At 42.0% G+C, this 17967-nt stretch carries 19 protein-coding genes; 12 read left to right on the forward strand and 7 right to left on the reverse strand.

The window, feature by feature from the left end; genetic code table 11:
• Window positions 1–8: 8 nt before the first annotated feature.
• From fumC to LUA90_RS13905, 6 genes are read left to right on the forward strand one after another with little or no spacing between them, the layout of a single operon-like run.
• A complete protein-coding gene (gene fumC, locus LUA90_RS13880) occupies window positions 9–1445 on the forward strand; it encodes a class II fumarate hydratase (protein WP_231491290.1) in 1437 nt (478 codons plus the stop codon).
• A gap of 14 nt (window positions 1446–1459) precedes the next feature.
• The gene (locus tag LUA90_RS13885) at window positions 1460–2635 is read left to right on the forward strand and encodes a porin (RefSeq protein ID WP_231491291.1); all 1176 of its coding nucleotides are present in this window, start codon (window positions 1460–1462) and stop codon (window positions 2633–2635) included.
• A gap of 11 nt (window positions 2636–2646) precedes the next feature.
• A complete protein-coding gene (locus tag LUA90_RS13890) occupies window positions 2647–4077 on the forward strand; it encodes an anion permease (RefSeq protein WP_231491292.1) in 1431 nt (476 codons plus the stop codon).
• A 37-nt stretch (window positions 4078–4114) separates the two neighbouring features.
• A complete protein-coding gene (locus LUA90_RS13895) occupies window positions 4115–4780 on the forward strand; it encodes a succinate dehydrogenase cytochrome b subunit (protein ID WP_231491293.1) in 666 nt (221 codons plus the stop codon).
• Window positions 4780–6690, forward strand: a complete 1911-nt coding sequence (locus LUA90_RS13900) for a fumarate reductase/succinate dehydrogenase flavoprotein subunit (protein WP_231491294.1) — start codon at window positions 4780–4782, stop codon at window positions 6688–6690. The genes LUA90_RS13895 and LUA90_RS13900 overlap by 1 nt, the downstream gene beginning before the upstream one ends.
• A gap of 20 nt (window positions 6691–6710) precedes the next feature.
• Complete coding sequence (locus LUA90_RS13905; RefSeq protein ID WP_231491295.1) at window positions 6711–7457, forward strand: succinate dehydrogenase/fumarate reductase iron-sulfur subunit; 747 nt, start codon at window positions 6711–6713, stop codon at window positions 7455–7457.
• 162 nt (window positions 7458–7619) lie between these two features.
• On the opposite strand, the gene LUA90_RS13910 is transcribed toward LUA90_RS13905, so the two are convergent.
• Window positions 7620–7799 carry an NAD-dependent epimerase/dehydratase family protein gene (locus LUA90_RS13910; RefSeq protein ID WP_231491296.1) on the reverse strand — a complete coding sequence of 60 codons (180 nt, stop codon included), beginning with the start codon at window positions 7797–7799 and terminating at the stop codon, window positions 7620–7622.
• A gap of 194 nt (window positions 7800–7993) precedes the next feature.
• On the opposite strand from LUA90_RS13910, the gene LUA90_RS13915 reads away from it, so the two are divergent.
• Entirely contained in the window at window positions 7994–8275 is a 282-nt protein-coding gene (locus LUA90_RS13915) for a helix-turn-helix domain-containing protein (RefSeq protein ID WP_255717718.1), read from the forward strand.
• A gap of 367 nt (window positions 8276–8642) precedes the next feature.
• Here the strand turns inward: LUA90_RS13915 and LUA90_RS13920 are convergent, their stop codons facing one another.
• The 6 genes from LUA90_RS13920 to LUA90_RS13945 are packed head-to-tail and all read right to left on the reverse strand — an operon-like array spanning window position 8643 to window position 12464.
• Window positions 8643–8984: a helix-turn-helix transcriptional regulator gene (locus tag LUA90_RS13920; RefSeq protein ID WP_231491298.1), complete on the reverse strand. Its 342-nt coding sequence runs from the start codon at window positions 8982–8984 to the stop codon at window positions 8643–8645.
• A gap of 13 nt (window positions 8985–8997) precedes the next feature.
• Complete coding sequence (locus LUA90_RS13925; protein WP_231491299.1) at window positions 8998–9735, reverse strand: metallophosphoesterase; 738 nt, start codon at window positions 9733–9735, stop codon at window positions 8998–9000.
• Window positions 9736–9738: 3 nt separating this feature from the next.
• Window positions 9739–10506, reverse strand: coding sequence for a metallophosphoesterase (locus LUA90_RS13930; protein ID WP_231491300.1), 768 nt, complete (start codon window positions 10504–10506; stop codon window positions 9739–9741).
• Window positions 10506–11591 (reverse strand): ACR3 family arsenite efflux transporter, encoded by a 1086-nt coding sequence (arsB, locus tag LUA90_RS13935; RefSeq protein WP_231491301.1) that lies wholly within the window; start codon window positions 11589–11591, stop codon window positions 10506–10508. Before arsB ends, LUA90_RS13930 begins: the two co-directional genes overlap by 1 nt.
• A 13-nt stretch (window positions 11592–11604) precedes the next feature.
• Window positions 11605–12075 (reverse strand): DUF6428 family protein, encoded by a 471-nt coding sequence (locus LUA90_RS13940; protein ID WP_056870689.1) that lies wholly within the window; start codon window positions 12073–12075, stop codon window positions 11605–11607.
• A gap of 59 nt (window positions 12076–12134) precedes the next feature.
• Window positions 12135–12464: a helix-turn-helix transcriptional regulator gene (locus tag LUA90_RS13945; protein WP_056870688.1), complete on the reverse strand. Its 330-nt coding sequence runs from the start codon at window positions 12462–12464 to the stop codon at window positions 12135–12137.
• A 620-nt stretch (window positions 12465–13084) separates the two neighbouring features.
• Here LUA90_RS13945 and LUA90_RS13950 point away from each other — a divergent pair.
• The 5 genes from LUA90_RS13950 (at window position 13085) to LUA90_RS13970 (ending at window position 17955) form a co-directional block, all read left to right on the forward strand.
• Entirely contained in the window at window positions 13085–13558 is a 474-nt protein-coding gene (locus LUA90_RS13950; RefSeq protein ID WP_231491302.1) for a hypothetical protein, read from the forward strand.
• Window positions 13559–13630: 72 nt separating this feature from the next.
• Window positions 13631–14116, forward strand: coding sequence for a DUF3347 domain-containing protein (locus LUA90_RS13955; RefSeq protein ID WP_231491303.1), 486 nt, complete (start codon window positions 13631–13633; stop codon window positions 14114–14116).
• A gap of 55 nt (window positions 14117–14171) precedes the next feature.
• Window positions 14172–14747, forward strand: a complete 576-nt coding sequence (locus LUA90_RS13960) for a DUF3347 domain-containing protein (protein ID WP_231491304.1) — start codon at window positions 14172–14174, stop codon at window positions 14745–14747.
• A 2-nt stretch (window positions 14748–14749) separates the two neighbouring features.
• Window positions 14750–15211, forward strand: coding sequence for a heme-binding domain-containing protein (locus LUA90_RS13965; protein WP_231491305.1), 462 nt, complete (start codon window positions 14750–14752; stop codon window positions 15209–15211).
• 5 nt (window positions 15212–15216) lie between these two features.
• Entirely contained in the window at window positions 15217–17955 is a 2739-nt protein-coding gene (locus tag LUA90_RS13970; RefSeq protein ID WP_231491306.1) for a multicopper oxidase domain-containing protein, read from the forward strand.
• Window positions 17956–17967 lie beyond the last annotated feature (12 nt).

Below are 17967 nucleotides of genomic sequence, written 5' to 3' on the forward strand. Positions count from 1 at the left end.
AATCAGATATGCAAAACTACTCCGATACAATAGTTGAAGAAAATTTCAAATCAAGAACCGAACATGATAGCATGGGAGAGATTCAGGTTCCCCTGGCCCGTTATTGGGGCGCTCAGACAGAGCGATCAAGAAATAATTTTAAAATCGGTCCGCATGCCTCGATGCCAGCAGAAATTATTGAAGCTTTTGGCTTTCTTAAAAAAGCTGCAGCGTTTGCGAACTATGACCTTAACGTATTATCTGAAGATAAGCGGGATCTGATCTCGCAGGCTTGTGATGAAATCATTTCAGGAGCGCTTTCGGATGAATTCCCACTGGTCATCTGGCAGACCGGCTCTGGAACGCAATCCAATATGAATGCAAATGAAGTTATTGCCAATAGGGTTCATGTACTTCAGGGAAATTCGCTGGGCACAGGTAAGTTATATGTTCATCCGAATGATGATGTCAATAAATCGCAATCATCAAATGATACCTTTCCCACCGCCATGCATATTGCTGCATATAAAATTTTGGTAGATGTAACGATTCCCGGAATTCAAAAATTAAGGGATACGCTGAAAGCGAAGTCTGACGATTTCATGGACGTCATTAAAATTGGTCGTACCCACCTAATGGATGCAACGCCGTTAACCCTTGGTCAGGAAATTTCGGGTTATGTTTCTCAACTTGATCATGGGCTCCAGGCGTTAAGACACACTTTAGACCATTTATCAGAACTTGCTTTAGGCGGAACTGCTGTTGGAACAGGAATGAACACGCCTAAAGGCTATGATGTTGTGGTCGCCAAATATATCGCAGACTTTACCGGTTTGCCGTTTCGCACGGCGGACAATAAATACGAGGCACTATCCGCACACGATGCAATAGTAGAAAGTCATGGTGCCTTAAAACAGATGGCGGTATCCCTGATGCATATTGCGTCCAACATACGCATGCTCGCCTCAGGCCCCAGATGCGGAATCGGAGAGCTGCATCTGCCGGAAAACGAACCGGGATCATCCATCATGCCCGGAAAGGTTAATCCAACACAGAATGAAGCGGCAACCATGGTTGCCGCCCAGGTGATGGGCAACGATGTTGCCATTACCATAGCAGGTTCCAATGGACAGTTTCAGCTAAATGTATTTAAGCCTGTTATGGCGGCCAATTTCCTGCAGTCTGCAAGATTGATAGGAGATGCCTGCCAGTCTTTCAATGAGCACTGCGCTGTAGGAATAGAACCTAATTATGAAGGGATCAAAAAACATCTGGAAACTTCCCTCATGCTGGTAACAGCCCTTAACCCACACATTGGATACGACAATTCCGCCAAAGTTGCTAAATCTGCAATGGCTGAACATTTTACTTTGCGGGAAGCAGCTGTCAGACTTGGCCTGTTAACCGATGCGCAGTTTGATGAGTGGGTACGCCCGGAGGATATGATTGGTACAATTAAGTCATGAAATATAAATCTATAATGAAGCAAACTGCCTCAATGCCCGTTCTGAAATCGCAAGGATTCATATTCATTGTTTTCTTTCTATTCAGTAGCGTTGCTTTTGCCCAACAAAAAGACCAGACCCGATTGAGCGATACGCTAAAGAACTATTCCGCTTATAAACGGAAGTTGACATTTGCAGGCGTATTGCAAACAAGGTATGTCCTTGCGCTGGATAAGAATATTGATATCAATGGTAAAAACTTTGATCCTGAAGCTTCCAAAGCGGTCACGAACTCTTTTTTGGTCAAACGTGCGAGAATAATGGTCAAAGGTGACATCAATGACCACTTTTCAGCAAATATTCTGGCAAACCTTGCCGAATTCAACAGCGATCCAGCAAATAAGGTGCTTGAAAATGCCTATATCAAATATTCATTGAACCAGTATTTTCACATTCAAGCTGGTCAGTTTCGCCCGTTTTTTGGCATCGAAGATATAATGGCAGTTGACATTATCCGTACGCTGGACTTCTCTAACCAATATTATGCCTTTGGTAAAAATGGCTGGCAAAGTTTTCAGACCGGGCTATCTGTTTTAGGCAACGTAATCCCCGGAGGGAAAATCAGATATTTCGCAGGGGCTTACAATGGCAACAATAAAAATCAATCATCAGATGATAACAATACCAAGAATTTATATGCCAGAGTAGAAACGGATTTGCTCAAAGACTTTACCCTTGGGCTGAATGGTGGTACAGGTAGTCTAGCTGCAAGTGGTCCGGGTAAAGCTTATGGCGCAGATGCAACAGCGAAGATTCCCTTATCACAAAAATTTGATCTGCTTTTAATGGCAGAATATAAAAAGGGCGCAAATTTTCTTGCCTATAATGCGGACAAACAAGCGCAGCGACCTGATATTAATCAATACCAGATGCAGGGCTTTTATTTCTTTCCGACCCTTCGCTATAACCATCAGAGCCGTAGGCTTCGGGCCTTAGAGTTCTCCTGCCGGTATGAATACTTTGATGAAAACTACAAGCTCGCCAGTAATCTCAGGCAAACACTCATCCCTAATGTGTCATTGATTTTTGCAGATGATTTCTACGCCGCACTCCAGGTTGGGGTCGCAATCGACCGCTTCAAAAACCAGGTGCCTTTAACGACAGCTTATAACCGTAACCTGGGTTACGTTCAGCTACAAATACGCTTTTAACCTAAACAATCATGAAAGAAATTAATCTAAAATCGCTGATCATCACGGTCCTTGTCGGTGTCGCAATCTGGCTGGTGCCAGTGCCTGAAGGCGTGAAGCCAAACGCATGGCATTTATTGGCCATTTTTGTAGCCACCATTGTCGGCATCATTTCAAAAGCCGCATCAATGGGTACCATGGCCATTATTGGCATTACCCTATGTGCCACTACGCAGGTGCTTGCACCCGGCGATCCTGGTAAATCCATCTTAAACGCATTAAGCGGATTCGGAAATTCCACAATCTGGTTGATTGGCCTAGCTTTTTTTATCGCAAGGGGTTTTATCAAAACCGGCCTGGGTACAAGAATAGCCTACAGCTTTATTAAAATATTTGGCAAAAGCCCCTTGGGCTTGGCTTATGGCCTGAATACCGCCGACCTGATCTTGGCGCCTGCCATTCCCAGTAATACCGCAAGGGCAGGGGGGGTAATTTTCCCGATCATGAAATCCATCGCGGTAAATATGGGCTCCATACCCGAAAAAGCAGAAACACACCGTAAAATAGGTGCCTTTTTGACTTTAAGCAGCTATAATGCCAACATGATTACTTCAGTGATGTTCCTGACTGCTACGGCAAGTAATCCCATGGCACAAAAGTTTGCAAGGGATCTGGGCGTTACCATCACTTGGGGTAGCTGGGCAATTGCCGCCCTGGTTCCGGGACTGGTTTGTTTCATCCTGGTACCCTTGTTTTTATATAAGGTTTTTCCCCCTGAATTAAAGGAAACCGAGGAAGCACCGGCGATTGCCGCAAAGCAATTGAAGGAAATGGGCCCGATGACGATTAAAGAATGGCTGATGGTTGCCACCTTTATTATTCTTTTGGTACTCTGGATATTCGGAAATCTGTTTGCGATTGACGCGACCACAGGCGCCTTAATAGGTCTTTGCATCCTGCTATTGTGTGGCGTACTGACCTGGGAAGATGTTAAATCTGAAAAAGGTGCCTGGGATACCATCGTGTGGTTTTCCTCTCTGGTCATGATGGGATCGTTCCTGAATTCCCTGGGTTTTATCGGATGGTTCGGCGAGCTTGTAGGAGGGCAAATGAAAAACTTAAGCTGGCAGCTTGCTTTTCCGGTGATCATTCTGGTCTACTCTTATTGCCACTATATGTTTGCCAGCGCAACCGCGCAGGTCGCGGCCATGTATTCGGTATTTCTGGCCGTAGGAATCGCGGTTGGCGTACCGGGAACAATGCTTGCTATTTTTCTTGGTGCCTGTGCATCGCTCATGGGATCGCTTACCCATTACGGCCATGGTCCGGCACCGATATTTTTCGGAAGTACTTACGTTGATTTGAAGGACTGGTGGAAGCAGGGCTTTTTTATGAGCGTACTCTTCCTGCTGGTTTGGTTTATCGTAGGCGGGATGTGGTGGAAAGTTATCGGTCTTTGGTAGCTAATCAGCATCATTTTAAAAATTGAAACATTCAACTATGAAACAAACAACATTAATTTATAAGCTGATCATGGCGCTCACGGGGCTCTTCCTCTGCTTCTTTCTGATCATCCACTTATTGGGGAATCTCCAGCTGCTTTCACCACCTGAGCTGGCGAGGGAACAATTCAACTGGTATTCTCATCTGCTATCCGGAAACATAGTCATCAAGATCATATCATATGTGCTTTATCTTTCCATTATCGCACATGCGGTTTATGCATTGATTATCACAAGAGTGAATGCAAAAGCGAAGGGCAGTAAATACGTCTACGATAATCGCAGCGAGGTAAGTTCATGGAACAGCCGAAACATGGGGATATTGGGTACCATTATATTGATCTTTTTGATCATCCATTTTAAGGATTATTGGTACATCTATAAATTTGGAAACCTTCCGCTAGATGCTGATGGAAATAAAAATCTATACACCATCGTCATCACTTCCTTTCAGCAAGCCTGGTATGTCATCCTCTATGAACTATCATTCATTGCTTTAGGATTCCACCTGCTTCATGGGTTTTTTAGTGCGGCCAGAACATTGGGACTATATCACCGTAGATATGCGCAGGCCATTCGCATTGTCGGATGGATTTATTCCCTGGCGATAACCCTGGGCTTTATGCTTATACCCATTTACATTTATTTTAATCTAAATTCCTAATGATAGACGCTAAAATTCCGGCAGGTAATCTTGCTGATAAATGGAGCAATTACAAAGACCGCTCTAAGCTGATCAATCCGGCCAACAGAAAAAAACTGGATATCATTGTTGTTGGAACCGGCCTGGCTGGTTCCTCATGTGCTGCAAGCCTTGCTGAACAGGGATACAACGTCAAAACCTTTTGTTTTCAGGATTCAGCCCGCAGAGCTCACTCCGTTGCAGCACAAGGCGGGGTAAATGCTGCAAAAAACTATAAAAATGATGGAGACAGCGTTTATCGCATGTTTTATGACACAATAAAAGGCGGCGACTTTCGATCAAGGGAAGCAAATGTCTACCGGTTAGCAGAATGTTCATTGGCATTAATCGACCAGGCAGTTGCCCAGGGCGTACCTTTCGCAAGAGAATATGCAGGCTATTTGAGCAACCGTTCATTTGGTGGGGTTCAGGTATCCAGAACATTTTATGCCCGGGGTCAGACCGGACAACAGTTATTGATCGGCGCCTACCAGGCATTGATGCGGCAGGAATCATTGGGTAAGGTAAAAACCTATACCCGGCATGAAATGCTTGATCTGGTATTAGTCGATGGTAAGGCAAAGGGCATTATTGCCCGTAACCTGGAAACCGGCGAAATTGAACGTCATGCCGCCAATGCGGTGGTGCTGGCAACTGGAGGCTACGGAAAAGTTTACTATTTGTCAACCCTTGCCATGGGCTGCAATACCTCGGCAATCTGGAGGGCACACAAAAAAGGTGCATTAATGTCAGGGGTAAGCTGGATTCAGTTTCATCCAACCTGTCTGCCACAAATTGGTGAAACACAGTCTAAGTTGACCTTGATGTCTGAATCGCTTCGTAATGATGGCAGGATCTGGGTGCCTAAAAAAGCAGGTGATGAGCGTGTGCCAAATGAAATACCAGAGGAGGAAAGAGATTACTACCTGGAAAGGCGTTATCCTACTTTTGGCAATCTTTCTCCAAGGGACATTTCCTCAAGGGCGGCCAAAGAGCGTATTGATGCCGGATGTGGTCTGGGACCAATGAAAAATGCGGTTTGCCTGGACTTTTCAAAAGCCTTAAAAGAACAGGGGAGGGACAAGATTGAGGAGAAATATGGCAACCTGTTTCGGATGTACGAAAAGATAAATGGTATTGATGCATATAAAGAACCCATGCTGATTTCACCTGCTGCCCATTTCACTATGGGTGGTCTTTGGGTGGACTATGAGCTGATGACTTCGATTCCAGGGCTATTTGCATTGGGTGAAGCTAATTTTTCTGATCATGGAGCCAACCGCCTTGGTGCAAATTCACTCCTGCAATCCTGCGTGGACGGTTATTTCATTGCACCCTATACCATTCCAAATTATCTTTCAGCAGAATTAAAAGCAGAAAAAGTAACCATAGACCATCCTGCATTTTCTGAATCAGAGCAAATGATCAGAGAACAACTTGATAGGTTCATGAATGTGCAGGGGCACCTGTCAGCGGATCATTTCCATAAGACCCTGGGTAAACTGCTTTATGATAAATGCGGGCTGTCCAGAACCAGGGAAAGCCTGGAGCAGGCCATCATTGAAATCAAGGCATTAAAGAAATCCTTTGATCATGAACTGAAAATTACCGGCGATCAACAGGTGAATTCCGAGCTTGAAAAGGCAGGGCGTGTGGCTGACTTTTTGGAACTGGGGATATTGATGTGTTACGATGCCCTTCAGCGTGAGGAATCCTGCGGAGCACATTTTAGGGAAGAATTTCAGACCGCAGATGGTGAGGCTGTTCGTAATGACGAAGATTTCTGTTACGTCTCCGCCTGGGAATGGAAAGGTGAAGATCAGCCGCCGGAGTTGCATAAAGAACCGCTTGTTTTTGAAACCGTTGAACTGACCGTCAGAAGCTATAAATAAAAACTAAAACGAATTACATTATGAAATTAAAGTTGAAAATCTGGCGTCAGGAAAACCGTGAAGCAAAAGGAAATATAATAAGCTACGACGTTGAAGGGATTTCCGAGCACATGTCCTTTTTGGAAATGCTCGACCTTTTGAATGAGCGGTTGATTAAGCAAGGGGAAAGGGTGATTGAATTCGATCACGACTGCAGGGAAGGAATCTGCGGCGCCTGCGGGATGATGATTAATGGTAGGGCACACGGGCCATTAAGCGGAACTACAACTTGTCAGCTGCACATGCGAAGTTTTAAGGACGGGGAAACGGTCTACATCGAGCCGTTTAGGGCAGCCGCTTTTCCCGTTTTAAGAGACCTGAAAATTGACCGGTCCGCCTTTGATCACATCATTCAATCCGGGGGATATGTATCGGCGTCGACGGGACAAGCGCCGGAATCCAATAGCATACTCATCCCTCACAATATCACCGAAGCAGCATTTGATGCAGCGGCATGCATTGGCTGCGGCGCATGTGTCGCAACCTGTAAAAATTCGAGTGCCGCCCTTTTTACCTCAGCAAAAATTTCTCATTTGGTATTATTGCCACAGGGAAAGACCGAATCGGCTGACCGCGTGATTCAGATGGTGAACCAAATGGACGAAGAAGGTTTTGGTCATTGTTCAAATACCGATGCCTGTGAAGTAGAATGCCCTCAGGAAATTTCTACCCTTCACATTGGCCGGATGAATTATGAGTACAATAAAGCATTGCTGCTAAGAAAATAGAAAAATGACTACTGTTATTTACCTGATAGTTGCCTTTCTAGTATCTTATATGATATTGGTCATCTTGTTGGAAAAACCAGCGTAGATTGACCCCCTCTCACCGAAAATAAAATTGTTGTTAAGTTTTGCTTGCCTGACTTTTAGTAAATTGGCGGGTAGGGATCAAATCGATTGGTTTTTCCAGTCTACATTAGTTACATCTAAATTAACAAGCTCTAGTAAGCTTTTATCGGATGTTTTATTTTCTTTAGATACACCCAACACATCATGATTGCGTTCAACTAGTTCATTTACAATATTACTGCCTACAAAACCCGTGGCGCCGATAACTACTATTCTCATATCTTCTTATCTTTTTAAACCTATACAAATGTAGGGGAAGCCTAATTACCAAATGTTATGTATTACCTTTTGGTAACTAATTACTGCGAGGTAACTATATTTGTATATACCTTGCTAAAATGAAGAAGAACACGGTTGAAATATCAGATCATTGTAAGATGTCTATTGTTGGAATCCGAGATGTACAAGACATAATGAGTGGAAAATGGAAGTATATGATCGTGACAGCATTACACTTCTCGGGTAAAATGAGGTTTATGGATTTAAAACGACTGATGGATAAAATCGCACCTAAGGTTTTATCCAAGGAGTTAAAAGATCTGGAGCTGAGTAATCTTCTTACAAGAACAATATGTGATACTAAACCCGTTACAGTAGAATACGAGCTTACAGACTTAGGTAACAACCTGAACGTTATCATAAAAGCAATGGGAGATTGGGGTCAAAGGTATCGGCAATCTATATCCAGGAAATGAAATTAAGTTTGCGCTTGCCAAGTAAAGGTGCAACACAAGTCTATCATTATTCCCTACTTTCCTGATAATAGATTGTGACCAAATGCCGATGCCTTTAACCAAAGTAACCGTTCCACATAAGCATTAAATATCTCTTTTTCTTTTTGCTGATTATCATAAACCCATTCCATTATTCAAATCAGAATTTTAGTTTTTGATGATGAGTTTTTGATAATTTGGATTACAAAAAAACGAAGGTATATGTGTAAGGCGGCATTATCATTATTTCACCGTTTTTTGATAATTTGAAGAAGGAGAAATATGTAACGGCAATATTTTTCTTGCTCTGTCGTGTAATAGAAACCCTAGTTGAATTATCAAAGATAGCTTAAACCTTGGTTTTGCAGCTTTGCGTCGGTGCTTGCTCCACAAAGGTTTTAAATATCAAATTGAATTGTTCGGAAAAATCCGAAAAGGCGTACCAGTTGATGCAATAACGTGACCTCAAATTTGAGGTATTCCCCTTTATAAGACCAACAATTTCCAGTGCTTTAAGATGTTTTGCAACTGAAGATTCTTCAATTGGCAAATCATTTATTATACCTTCAGTACAACCTTCCTGCCTGGCAAGCCGGATCATTATAGCGATTCGGGCTGGGTGTGCCAATGCCCGCATGAACTTTGCAAGTTGCTTTTCTACTGGCTCATAGTCACTAGTTTTAACATCCATTTGCTTTAGTAATTTATTTGGCTATTCGCAATGCATCTGCAAATTCACCTGGCAACAGACTATTCTCAATCATTTTTGCTGAGGATTCTACATTATAATCAAACCTTCTAAATTCTACCTGTATGCTGTTTTTATCTGATATGGAGCTGTCCGGAGCAATGGTAATTATTACATAGCAGCCTCTTGGATCTCCGTCTTTAGGCTTTCCTACCGACCCGAGGTTAACTACATGATTGAACTTATTATCATTACCCTTTAAAATACGATGGTAAGGCTTATGAGAATGGCCAACAAAGAGCATGTCTGCACCTGCTTCCTGCATCATATCTAAAACATATTTTTCATCCGTATCTGTAAAAATATATTCATCTATACTTCTAGTGCTGCCGTGCGCAAAAACAAGATTAAGTGTTTCGGATTGTAGCTTGTATTCTAGTTTTATGTGCGCAGGCAGTGTCTTCAAGTAGTTTCTGTTATCCTGGCTAATTAAATGATAAGCGTAATTTTTACCTGGCTCCTGGAGACTATTGGGGGTTGTAATTAATTTTTCAACCTTTTGATCATGATTGCCTTTTAAAGTTCCGATTCCACGTCTACGGATCTCCTGGATAACTTCGTTTGGATAAATGTGGTATCCCACCAAATCACCGAGACAATAAGCAGCATCGCGTTTTTGTTCATCCATATCGTCTAGCATTGCTTTAAATGCCGGTAGATTGGCGTGGATATCTGAAAATAGCGCTATTCTCATACCTTATCCTTTACGTAACATGTCTGCATATTCATTCGGAAGTGGACTGTCTTCTACGGCTTTAGCTGCCTTTTCAATGTCATACTCAAAGCGAATAAATTCAACTTCAATGCTTTCTTTATCTGTTACTGTACTATCAGGGTTGATAGTTAAAATAACATAACCACCCCTTGGGTCGCTGTCTTTTGGTTTACCCACTGAGCCGATATTAATGGCATGCCTGAAATGATCTTCACCTTCATTCCCTGAGTTTAAAATTCTATGATAAGGCTTATGGGTATGGCCAAAACACATAATATCTGCATCTGCCTGTTCCATGATCCGGAGCATGCTTTTTTCATCACGATCTTCAAAAAGGTATTCATTTACCTTGCGGGGGCTGCCATGTACAAACAGAACATTGCGCTTATCATTTAACTGGTATTCCAGTCTAATGTGAGCAGGAAGGGTTCTTAGATAAGCACGTTGCTCATCCTTTACAACTTCATTGGTATAGGAGATAGAAACCTTACCTAATGCTTTTTCTTCGTCTGTTTTATAGGCACAACCGCAATCATCGCTAGACCTGCCAATGCCCCAGTCATAATTTCCTGCGATAGTTGGTATGCCTCGCCTGCGGATTTCATCGATTACCTCGTTTGGCCAGATGTTATATCCAACTAAATCTCCAAGGCAATAAATTGCGTCCGTATTTCTGGTTTCAACGTCTTTAAAAAAGGCTTCCAGGGCAGGAAGATTTGCATGGATATCTGAAAAAAGTGCAATTCTCATTATTGTATGGTGTTTAAGGTTTTTGTTGGATAGTATTTTTTGCGGAAGTAAAAAGCGAGGTTGACCAGAGCGATCAGTGCCGGGACTTCAACCAAAGGGCCAATAACGCCAGCGAATGCCTGTCCCGAATTGATTCCAAAAACACCAATAGCAACTGCTATGGCCAGTTCAAAATTGTTTCCCGTGGCCGTAAAAGCAATTGATGTACTTCTTGAATAGTCTGCTCCGAAGTAACGGCCAGCAAAAAAGCTGATCACAAACATGATCGAGAAATAAATAACAAGGGGTATAGCAATTCTCACAACATCCATAGGAATCTGTACAATCAGCTCGCCCTTCAGGCTAAACATAATTACAATTGTAAATAGTAAAGCGATAAGCGTAATCGGAGAAATTAAAGGGATAAACTTGTTTTGAAACCAGTCTTCACCTTTCAGCTTTATAAGTCCGTACCGACTGATTATACCCATTGCAAAAGGAAGTCCCAAATAGATCCCTACGCTTTTAGCAATCTCAGAAATGGTAATGTTTACTTCAAGACTTTCAAGCCCAAAGAAAGGTGGCAAAACGGTAATAAAGATATAGGCAAACACACTGTAGAGCAATACCTGAAAAATGCTGTTCAGCGCAATCAAACCTGCTGCATATTCCCTATTACCCTCTGCAAGCTCGTTCCAAACCACCACCATAGCAATACACCTGGCCAGGCCAATAAGGATCAGCCCAACCATATATTCCGGATAATCTCTTAAAAAAGTAATTGCTAAAAAAAACATTAGAAGTGGGCCAATTACCCAATTCAGAACCAGGGATACGCTTAAGACTTTAGTGTCTTTAAACACTTCTCCCATCTTTTCATATTTCACCTTGGCTAGTGGGGGGTACATCATTAAGATCAGTCCGATCGCTAAGGGGATGTTTGTGGTTCCGCTGGAAAACGAATTGATGAATCCGGAAGAAGATGGAAGAAAATAACCGGTAGCTACACCGATACCCATCGCCAGAAAAATCCATAGTGTAAGGTACCGGTCTAAAAAGCTTAATTTTCTTCTTTCGGCAGCAGGTGCACAGTTGTTTGCAGACATGGTTATGATTTATTTAGCAGCAACCGCCACCTGGTGTACACGTGGATCCGGAAGCGGCAAGATTCTGCAATTGTACTTTTTGTTTTACTTCAGGGACACCACATAGTTCCGGCGCAAGGCATGCTGTTGTCTTAGCAATTAGTAAGAAGTTTTTACCATCGTAACCAAGGTCGTATTTACCAATTGTCTGAGCCTGGTATTCTACTTCAATTTCTAGATCTTCCATCCCTAATACTTTTTCAGAAAGTGATATGATGTTTAGCAGCTTGCCTGCTTTCAAACGATGCTCAAAATCGTTGGCATCCCAAAGTTGAAAGTTGGCCACTTTTTCATGACGTACTGTACCCCCACAATCAATAAAGTCTTTTGTAACAACACCAACTTCGGTTACATGGAAATGTTCAGGAACTGGTGTACCGTTTTCTAATTGAAAGTTTACGCTTTCAGCTTGCGCCAAGTGGGCTTTTATTTCTGATAGTTTCATAATTAAAGATTTAAGTATTATTATATTGCAATTAAACGATTGACTTGGTTAAAAAAAAGCTAGCAGCAGCTAGCTTCTAGCTTATATGATCCAAGGAAAGCACCTATTTGGGTTTCCAGCAATTTCCATGTTTCCGGATTTATGCAATAGCAAACGCTAACCCCTTCGATGGTACCCTGGATAATTCCGACAGACTTTAATTCCCTTAAATGCTGAGATATTGTAGCCTGGGCAAGACCCAGCTCTTCTACAAGATCTCCACAAATACAAGTATTGGAAACTAGTATTCTTTGCAGAATAGCAATACGTGCAGGGTGAGCCATTGCCTTTAATAGCTGAGCAAGCTGGTTCTGCTCGGAGGTAAACATTTCGGTTTTTGTAAGTCCCATAATATATTGCAATATTACGATTAGTTTAGTGAAATAACAAATTTATGGAACATTCATAATCTCAATTACTTACGATCTTTGTCTTGTAGTGAATGCTTTCAAAATTTACAGCTAAAAGAAAAAAAGTGCTCCGATTGATTCTCATTTACTATATATCACTTATGTTCCCTTTGTCGGAAACCTTAATATGTAATAAAAGTTGCTAAAATATTTTTTAGCGTGAACAATAAATCAAAAGTTTAAACGCTATAGTATTTGAGAGCGTTAATTTAGATAAGAGGGACTATGATCACAGATCACGGTCCCTTTTTTCTTTACATCATTATAGTATGCCGGCTCATTAGTATCCTAATCAGAACCTTCGGTTCTGAGACAGACATTTCTGTTTATAGGAAATATGAGTTATCATTATATCACCAATTTTTAATAAACTGCGAAAAACTTAAATTGCTTGCAAATACTTAGGTATATAATAAAATACGCTCTTTCGTCACTTCGAGCTATCTTTTCACCAGGTGAAAATTATATAACATTTTATGGAGATAATGTAAGTTATGAAACATAAGGTTAGCTATCTTTGTAGTTACTACGGTATTAAAATAAATTCTACTTTCATATAAATGAAAATTAGTTCATCCATACAGTTTAAAGCAGCCTTTTTAAATTTTGTATTCTTATTGAATACCTTAGTTGGCTTTGCCTGTGCGGTAGGGGTGGATATGGGCTTTAATACAAAGCACCATGAAGACCAAAAAGTTGTAAGTTCCGGCAAGCATACTCACAAAAACGGCAAAGATCATGATCATGCAAAACATAGTCATGATCAAAACCCTGGTGATCATCATGCCTCCAAAAGTCAAAAAGATAACTGCTGCAAAGAACAAGTAGACAAAATAACAAAAGCCGATAAGCTGACCCAACCTGGGTTTAATTATAGTCTGTTATCCTCTTCGTTTTTTCTTTTGCCTTCGACAGTTTATCGAATTGGCCAGGCGGTTACTTTTCCAGTAAACGTTCCCAACACCTATTTTGTCCGGCATTGCCGTCCGCCAATTCCTGACGTACGTATTGCCATACAAAGTTTCCAAATTTGATTTTATAGTTTGATCATTTCTGAATGGTATTAATCATTCCAGCTAAGTAATTATTCTATTAAAATCAAAAAAATGAAAAAGATATTTCTAATGGTTGCTATTATTGCAACCTCCTTTGTGCAATATGGATTTGCACAAACTGATCATGCTAATCATCAAACGCAACCCGTTGCGCTCCTTCCTTTATATTATAATATTAAAGATGCCTTAGTAAGTGGCGATGCAAAACTTGCAGCCTCAAAATCCCAGGAATTTGTTAAAGCAGTAAACAGCACTGATGCGAAAGTAATTGGTGAAACTAGTAAGAAAGGCTTATTGGAACATGCTGGTAAACTTGCCAAAAGCAAAGATCTTAAAAGTGAGCGTGAACATTTCGCAGGTCTTTCAACCAGCATGATCGCCCTGGCCAAAGCATCAAAATTATCGGCTGAACCTGTTTACCAAATGTACTGCCCAATGAAAAAAAACAATTGGCTAAGCAGCGAAAAAGCAGTTAAGAATCCATATTACGGCAGCGCCATGCTGACCTGCGGAAATGTAGTTGAGACTATAAAATAACTATTGTCTATTGCCCCAAGCTATTTGCTTGGGGCTTTCTTACTATTTAAAAAATATGAAAACAGCAATATTAGGTATGGCACTCGTCATGCTATTATTTTCCGCTTGTAATAGTGGAATTAAAGATACTGGTGATACTGGTAAAGCAATTGATACCGGACAAACAGGATCTACCACAAAAACAGTCCAAGCAGTCAGCCCTACAAAAAGAATTGTAACAGAATATCTAAGCTTGAAAAATGCATTAACCAAAGACGACGATAAGACTGCTGCGCAGGCCGGTAAAAGCCTGGTTGAGGCCATGGCAACAGTAGACAAATCTTCGCTAAGTGCAGAACAATCAAAAGTCTTCACTGATATCGCCGATGATGCAAAAGAACATGCTGAACATATCGGAGCGAATGCAGGGAACATCAAACATCAGCGGGAACACTTTGAAACCTTAACCCAGGAAATTTATGATCTGGTTAAAGCAGGTGGTAGCGCAGGACAAAAGCTTTATTATGATAATTGCCCAATGTACAATAATGGAAAGGGCGGTAACTGGCTCAGTGAGACCAAAGACATCCAAAACCCATACCTGGGCAAAGAAATGCCAACCTGTGGAAGCGTTAAGGAAGAACTAAATTAATCATGGGCAGGGTAACAAAAGGTTTTTTGTTTTTATCGGGGGTGCTGGTACTTATCCAGTTCATTCAGCCTGCAGGGAATATCAGCACTCAGGCTTACCCTGCCGATATCAGCCGGATTTACCCGATGGAAGGAAAGATACAAGGGATCTTAAGAACCTCCTGTTACGACTGCCACAGCAACAATACCCGTTATCCCTGGTATGCTCAGATACAGCCAGGGGGATGGTGGCTTGCCTCGCATATTAGAGAAGGAAAACAAGAGCTCAATTTCAACGAGTTTGGCATGTACTCCTTACGCAGACAGCAAAGCAAGCTAAAAGCAATCGGTAACAGTATAAAAGACGGCACGATGCCCATCAGTTCCTATACACTGGTACACAGAAATGCCCTACTTACACAAGCTGAACAGGACTTGATCCTGGACTGGATAGAAAAAACGAAAGACAGTCTTTCAAAAAATTAATAAAGATGAAAAAACTAATAGTATATATTTTGCTGATGGGTTTGTACGGGTTCGCCTCCGCGCACGAAGGACACACCATCTCATTGCAGCAAAAACAACAGCCGGTAGTCTATACCTGCCCCATGCATCCAGAAATCCATGCTTCTAAACATAGCAATTGCCCTAAATGTGGAATGAAGCTGGTCGCTGAAAAGAAAAAAACCGTACCAGCCAAAAAAAGTCAGTCTGCAAAGATGGGTGATATAGGGGACATGAAAATGCCTACTCCAAAGAAGGCTACTGATAAGCCTGTACAGACAGTTTCCTATACCTGCCCGATGCATCCTGAGATCCATGCTTCTAAACCGGGCAATTGCCCTAAATGTGGAATGAAGCTGGTGAAGGAAAGTCCTAAAACAACGCCAATGAAGCATGATGGAATGGATATGCCCATGAAAGAGGAAGCTAAAAAGCCGGACAATATGGAAAATATGAAAGGTATGCAGATGGGAGATGAAGATGCCACTATGGCCAATATCAGAAAGGCAAAAGCAAATTTAGGCCCGATAAAAACCATTACCAGCAGTACGCCGCCCCGCACAGTTCGTTACGATCTATATGTCGCAGATACTACGGTAACCTATGGGAAAAAATCAAAGCGGGCAATTGCGGTAAATGGCCAGATTCCTATGCCCACCTTGACATTTACCGAGGGCGACACCGCACTGATTTATGTGCACAATAACCTGGACGAAGAAACCTCCCTTCACTGGCATGGGCTTTTTTTGCCTAACAAAATGGATGGGGTGCCTTTTTTAACGCAGATGCCGATTATGCCCCACACTACTTATGTCTACAAGTTCCCGATCGTTCAGCATGGCACCCACTGGTACCATAGCCATAGCATGTTTCAGGAACAGATTGGCATGTACGGGGCTTTCATTATGAATAAAAGAAAGGAATGGGACATTCCAACCATCCCAATCACTTTAAGTGAGTGGACGGATATGAAACCTGAGGAAGTACATCGCAGCTTGAAAAATGCGACCGACTGGTTTGCCATACAAAAGGGGGCAACACAAAACTATGGGGAGGCTATAAAAAGCGGAAATTTCAAGACCAAGGTAAACAATGAATGGAAACGCATGACGGCCATGGATGTCAGTGATGTATACTATGATAACTTTTTGATCAACGGCAAGAACCAAAATGAACAGCCCCAGTTTAAAGCTGGTGATAAAGTCAGGCTGCGCATTGCAAATGGAGGGGCATCTGATTATTTCTGGCTAAAATATGCAGGAGGCAAGATTACGGTAGTGGCCACAGACGGAAATGATGTGGAACCGGTAGAAGTGGACAGGCTGATCATTGCCGTTTCTGAAACCTATGATGTGGTAGTGACTATTCCTGAAAACAAGAGTTACGAATTTTTAGTCACCCCGGAAGACCGTACCAAATCAGCATCCTTGTGGCTAGGCAGCGGGGAGAAAGTGTCGGCGGTAAAATTGAAGCGACCTAAATACTTTGCCGGTATGAAAATGATGAACGACATGATGGACATGCAGGGAAATATGATTGAAATGGATGGCATGAAGATGCAGAACCAGATCATGGACATGAATACGGTGATGTACCCCGAAATTACAGGTGAAGAAAATCCAAAGTCAGAAAGCAAAAAAGCTGATGCACCGGGGATGAAAATGCCGATGGATAAAAGCATGGCTGGTATGGCTATGGATGCTGAAAGCCCGGATATGGTAACCTTGAACTATAATATGCTTCGGGATCCGAAAAGGACAACGCTACCAAAAGGGCCATGGAAAGAACTTAAATTCGATCTGACCGGGAATATGAATCGTTATGTCTGGACGCTGGATAATAAAACCGTTTCAGAAACTGATAAGATCCTGATCAAGAAAGGCGAAAATGTACGCATAATCATGTATAACAATAGTATGATGCGCCATCCCATGCACCTGCATGGCCATGACTTCAGGGTGCTGAACGGGCAGGGTGAAAATGCGCCAATGAAAAATGTCCTTGACATCATGCCAATGGAAAGAGATACTATAGAGTTTGCGGCCAGTGAAAATGGAGGCGACTGGTTTTTTCACTGCCATATCCTTTATCATATGATGAGTGGTATGGGCAGGGTCTTTAGTTATGAAAATTCACCGCCCAACCCTGAACTGCCGGACACCAAGCTAGCCTGGAGAAAACTATCTGCTGATGACAGGAAATATCACCCAATGGCCAGTATTGGCCTTGAAAGTAATGGTAGTGATGGAGAGCTGATGTTTGCCAATACCCGTTACCGCTTATCTACAGAATGGAGAGTTGGACTTAAATCAGAACATGGGATTGAAAGCGAAACTTACTTCGGGCGCTATATTGGCAGGATGCAGTGGCTGATGCCGTTCGTTGGTTTTGACTATCATTATAACCGGATGAACAATGAAAGGGAAAATAATCTATTTGGGCAACTCAGCAATCAAAAGAACAGAAAAGCAGCTGTAATAGGTGCGCAGTATATTCTACCAATGCTGGTCACTGCTGAGGCAAGACTAGACAGTAAAGGAAAATTACGTTTCCAGCTGATGCGTGAAGATATTCCTCTAACCAGTAGGTTACGCTTGAACTTTATGGCCAATACCGACAGGGAATATATGGGTGGTTTTAGATATATCGTTACTAAATATTTTTCTCTATCTACCCACTATGACAGCGATATGGGTTATGGAGCTGGACTTACCGTCACTTATTAATTTATAAGCATT

Origin of the sequence: Pedobacter sp. Leaf170 (genome assembly GCF_920984665.1) — a bacterium.
In the GTDB taxonomy this organism is placed as follows: domain Bacteria; phylum Bacteroidota; class Bacteroidia; order Sphingobacteriales; family Sphingobacteriaceae; genus Pedobacter.

What these genes read in the sequence shown, in the direction of transcription:
- fumC (WP_231491290.1), top strand. Translation starts at nt 9, where the DNA reads ATGCAAAACTACTCCGATACAATAGTTGAAGAAAATTTCAAATCAAGA.
- LUA90_RS13885 (WP_231491291.1), top strand. Translation starts at nt 1,460, where the DNA reads ATGAAGCAAACTGCCTCAATGCCCGTTCTGAAATCGCAAGGATTCATA.
- LUA90_RS13890 (WP_231491292.1), top strand. Translation starts at nt 2,647, where the DNA reads ATGAAAGAAATTAATCTAAAATCGCTGATCATCACGGTCCTTGTCGGT.
- LUA90_RS13895 (WP_231491293.1), top strand. Translation starts at nt 4,115, where the DNA reads ATGAAACAAACAACATTAATTTATAAGCTGATCATGGCGCTCACGGGG.
- LUA90_RS13900 (WP_231491294.1), top strand. Translation starts at nt 4,780, where the DNA reads ATGATAGACGCTAAAATTCCGGCAGGTAATCTTGCTGATAAATGGAGC.
- LUA90_RS13905 (WP_231491295.1), top strand. Translation starts at nt 6,711, where the DNA reads ATGAAATTAAAGTTGAAAATCTGGCGTCAGGAAAACCGTGAAGCAAAA.
- LUA90_RS13910 (WP_231491296.1), bottom strand. Translation starts at nt 7,799, where the DNA reads ATGAGAATAGTAGTTATCGGCGCCACGGGTTTTGTAGGCAGTAATATT.
- LUA90_RS13915 (WP_255717718.1), top strand. Translation starts at nt 7,994, where the DNA reads ATGAGTGGAAAATGGAAGTATATGATCGTGACAGCATTACACTTCTCG.
- LUA90_RS13920 (WP_231491298.1), bottom strand. Translation starts at nt 8,984, where the DNA reads ATGGATGTTAAAACTAGTGACTATGAGCCAGTAGAAAAGCAACTTGCA.
- LUA90_RS13925 (WP_231491299.1), bottom strand. Translation starts at nt 9,735, where the DNA reads ATGAGAATAGCGCTATTTTCAGATATCCACGCCAATCTACCGGCATTT.
- LUA90_RS13930 (WP_231491300.1), bottom strand. Translation starts at nt 10,506, where the DNA reads ATGAGAATTGCACTTTTTTCAGATATCCATGCAAATCTTCCTGCCCTG.
- arsB (WP_231491301.1), bottom strand. Translation starts at nt 11,591, where the DNA reads ATGTCTGCAAACAACTGTGCACCTGCTGCCGAAAGAAGAAAATTAAGC.
- LUA90_RS13940 (WP_056870689.1), bottom strand. Translation starts at nt 12,075, where the DNA reads ATGAAACTATCAGAAATAAAAGCCCACTTGGCGCAAGCTGAAAGCGTA.
- LUA90_RS13945 (WP_056870688.1), bottom strand. Translation starts at nt 12,464, where the DNA reads ATGGGACTTACAAAAACCGAAATGTTTACCTCCGAGCAGAACCAGCTT.
- LUA90_RS13950 (WP_231491302.1), top strand. Translation starts at nt 13,085, where the DNA reads ATGAAAATTAGTTCATCCATACAGTTTAAAGCAGCCTTTTTAAATTTT.
- LUA90_RS13955 (WP_231491303.1), top strand. Translation starts at nt 13,631, where the DNA reads ATGAAAAAGATATTTCTAATGGTTGCTATTATTGCAACCTCCTTTGTG.
- LUA90_RS13960 (WP_231491304.1), top strand. Translation starts at nt 14,172, where the DNA reads ATGAAAACAGCAATATTAGGTATGGCACTCGTCATGCTATTATTTTCC.
- LUA90_RS13965 (WP_231491305.1), top strand. Translation starts at nt 14,750, where the DNA reads ATGGGCAGGGTAACAAAAGGTTTTTTGTTTTTATCGGGGGTGCTGGTA.
- LUA90_RS13970 (WP_231491306.1), top strand. Translation starts at nt 15,217, where the DNA reads ATGAAAAAACTAATAGTATATATTTTGCTGATGGGTTTGTACGGGTTC.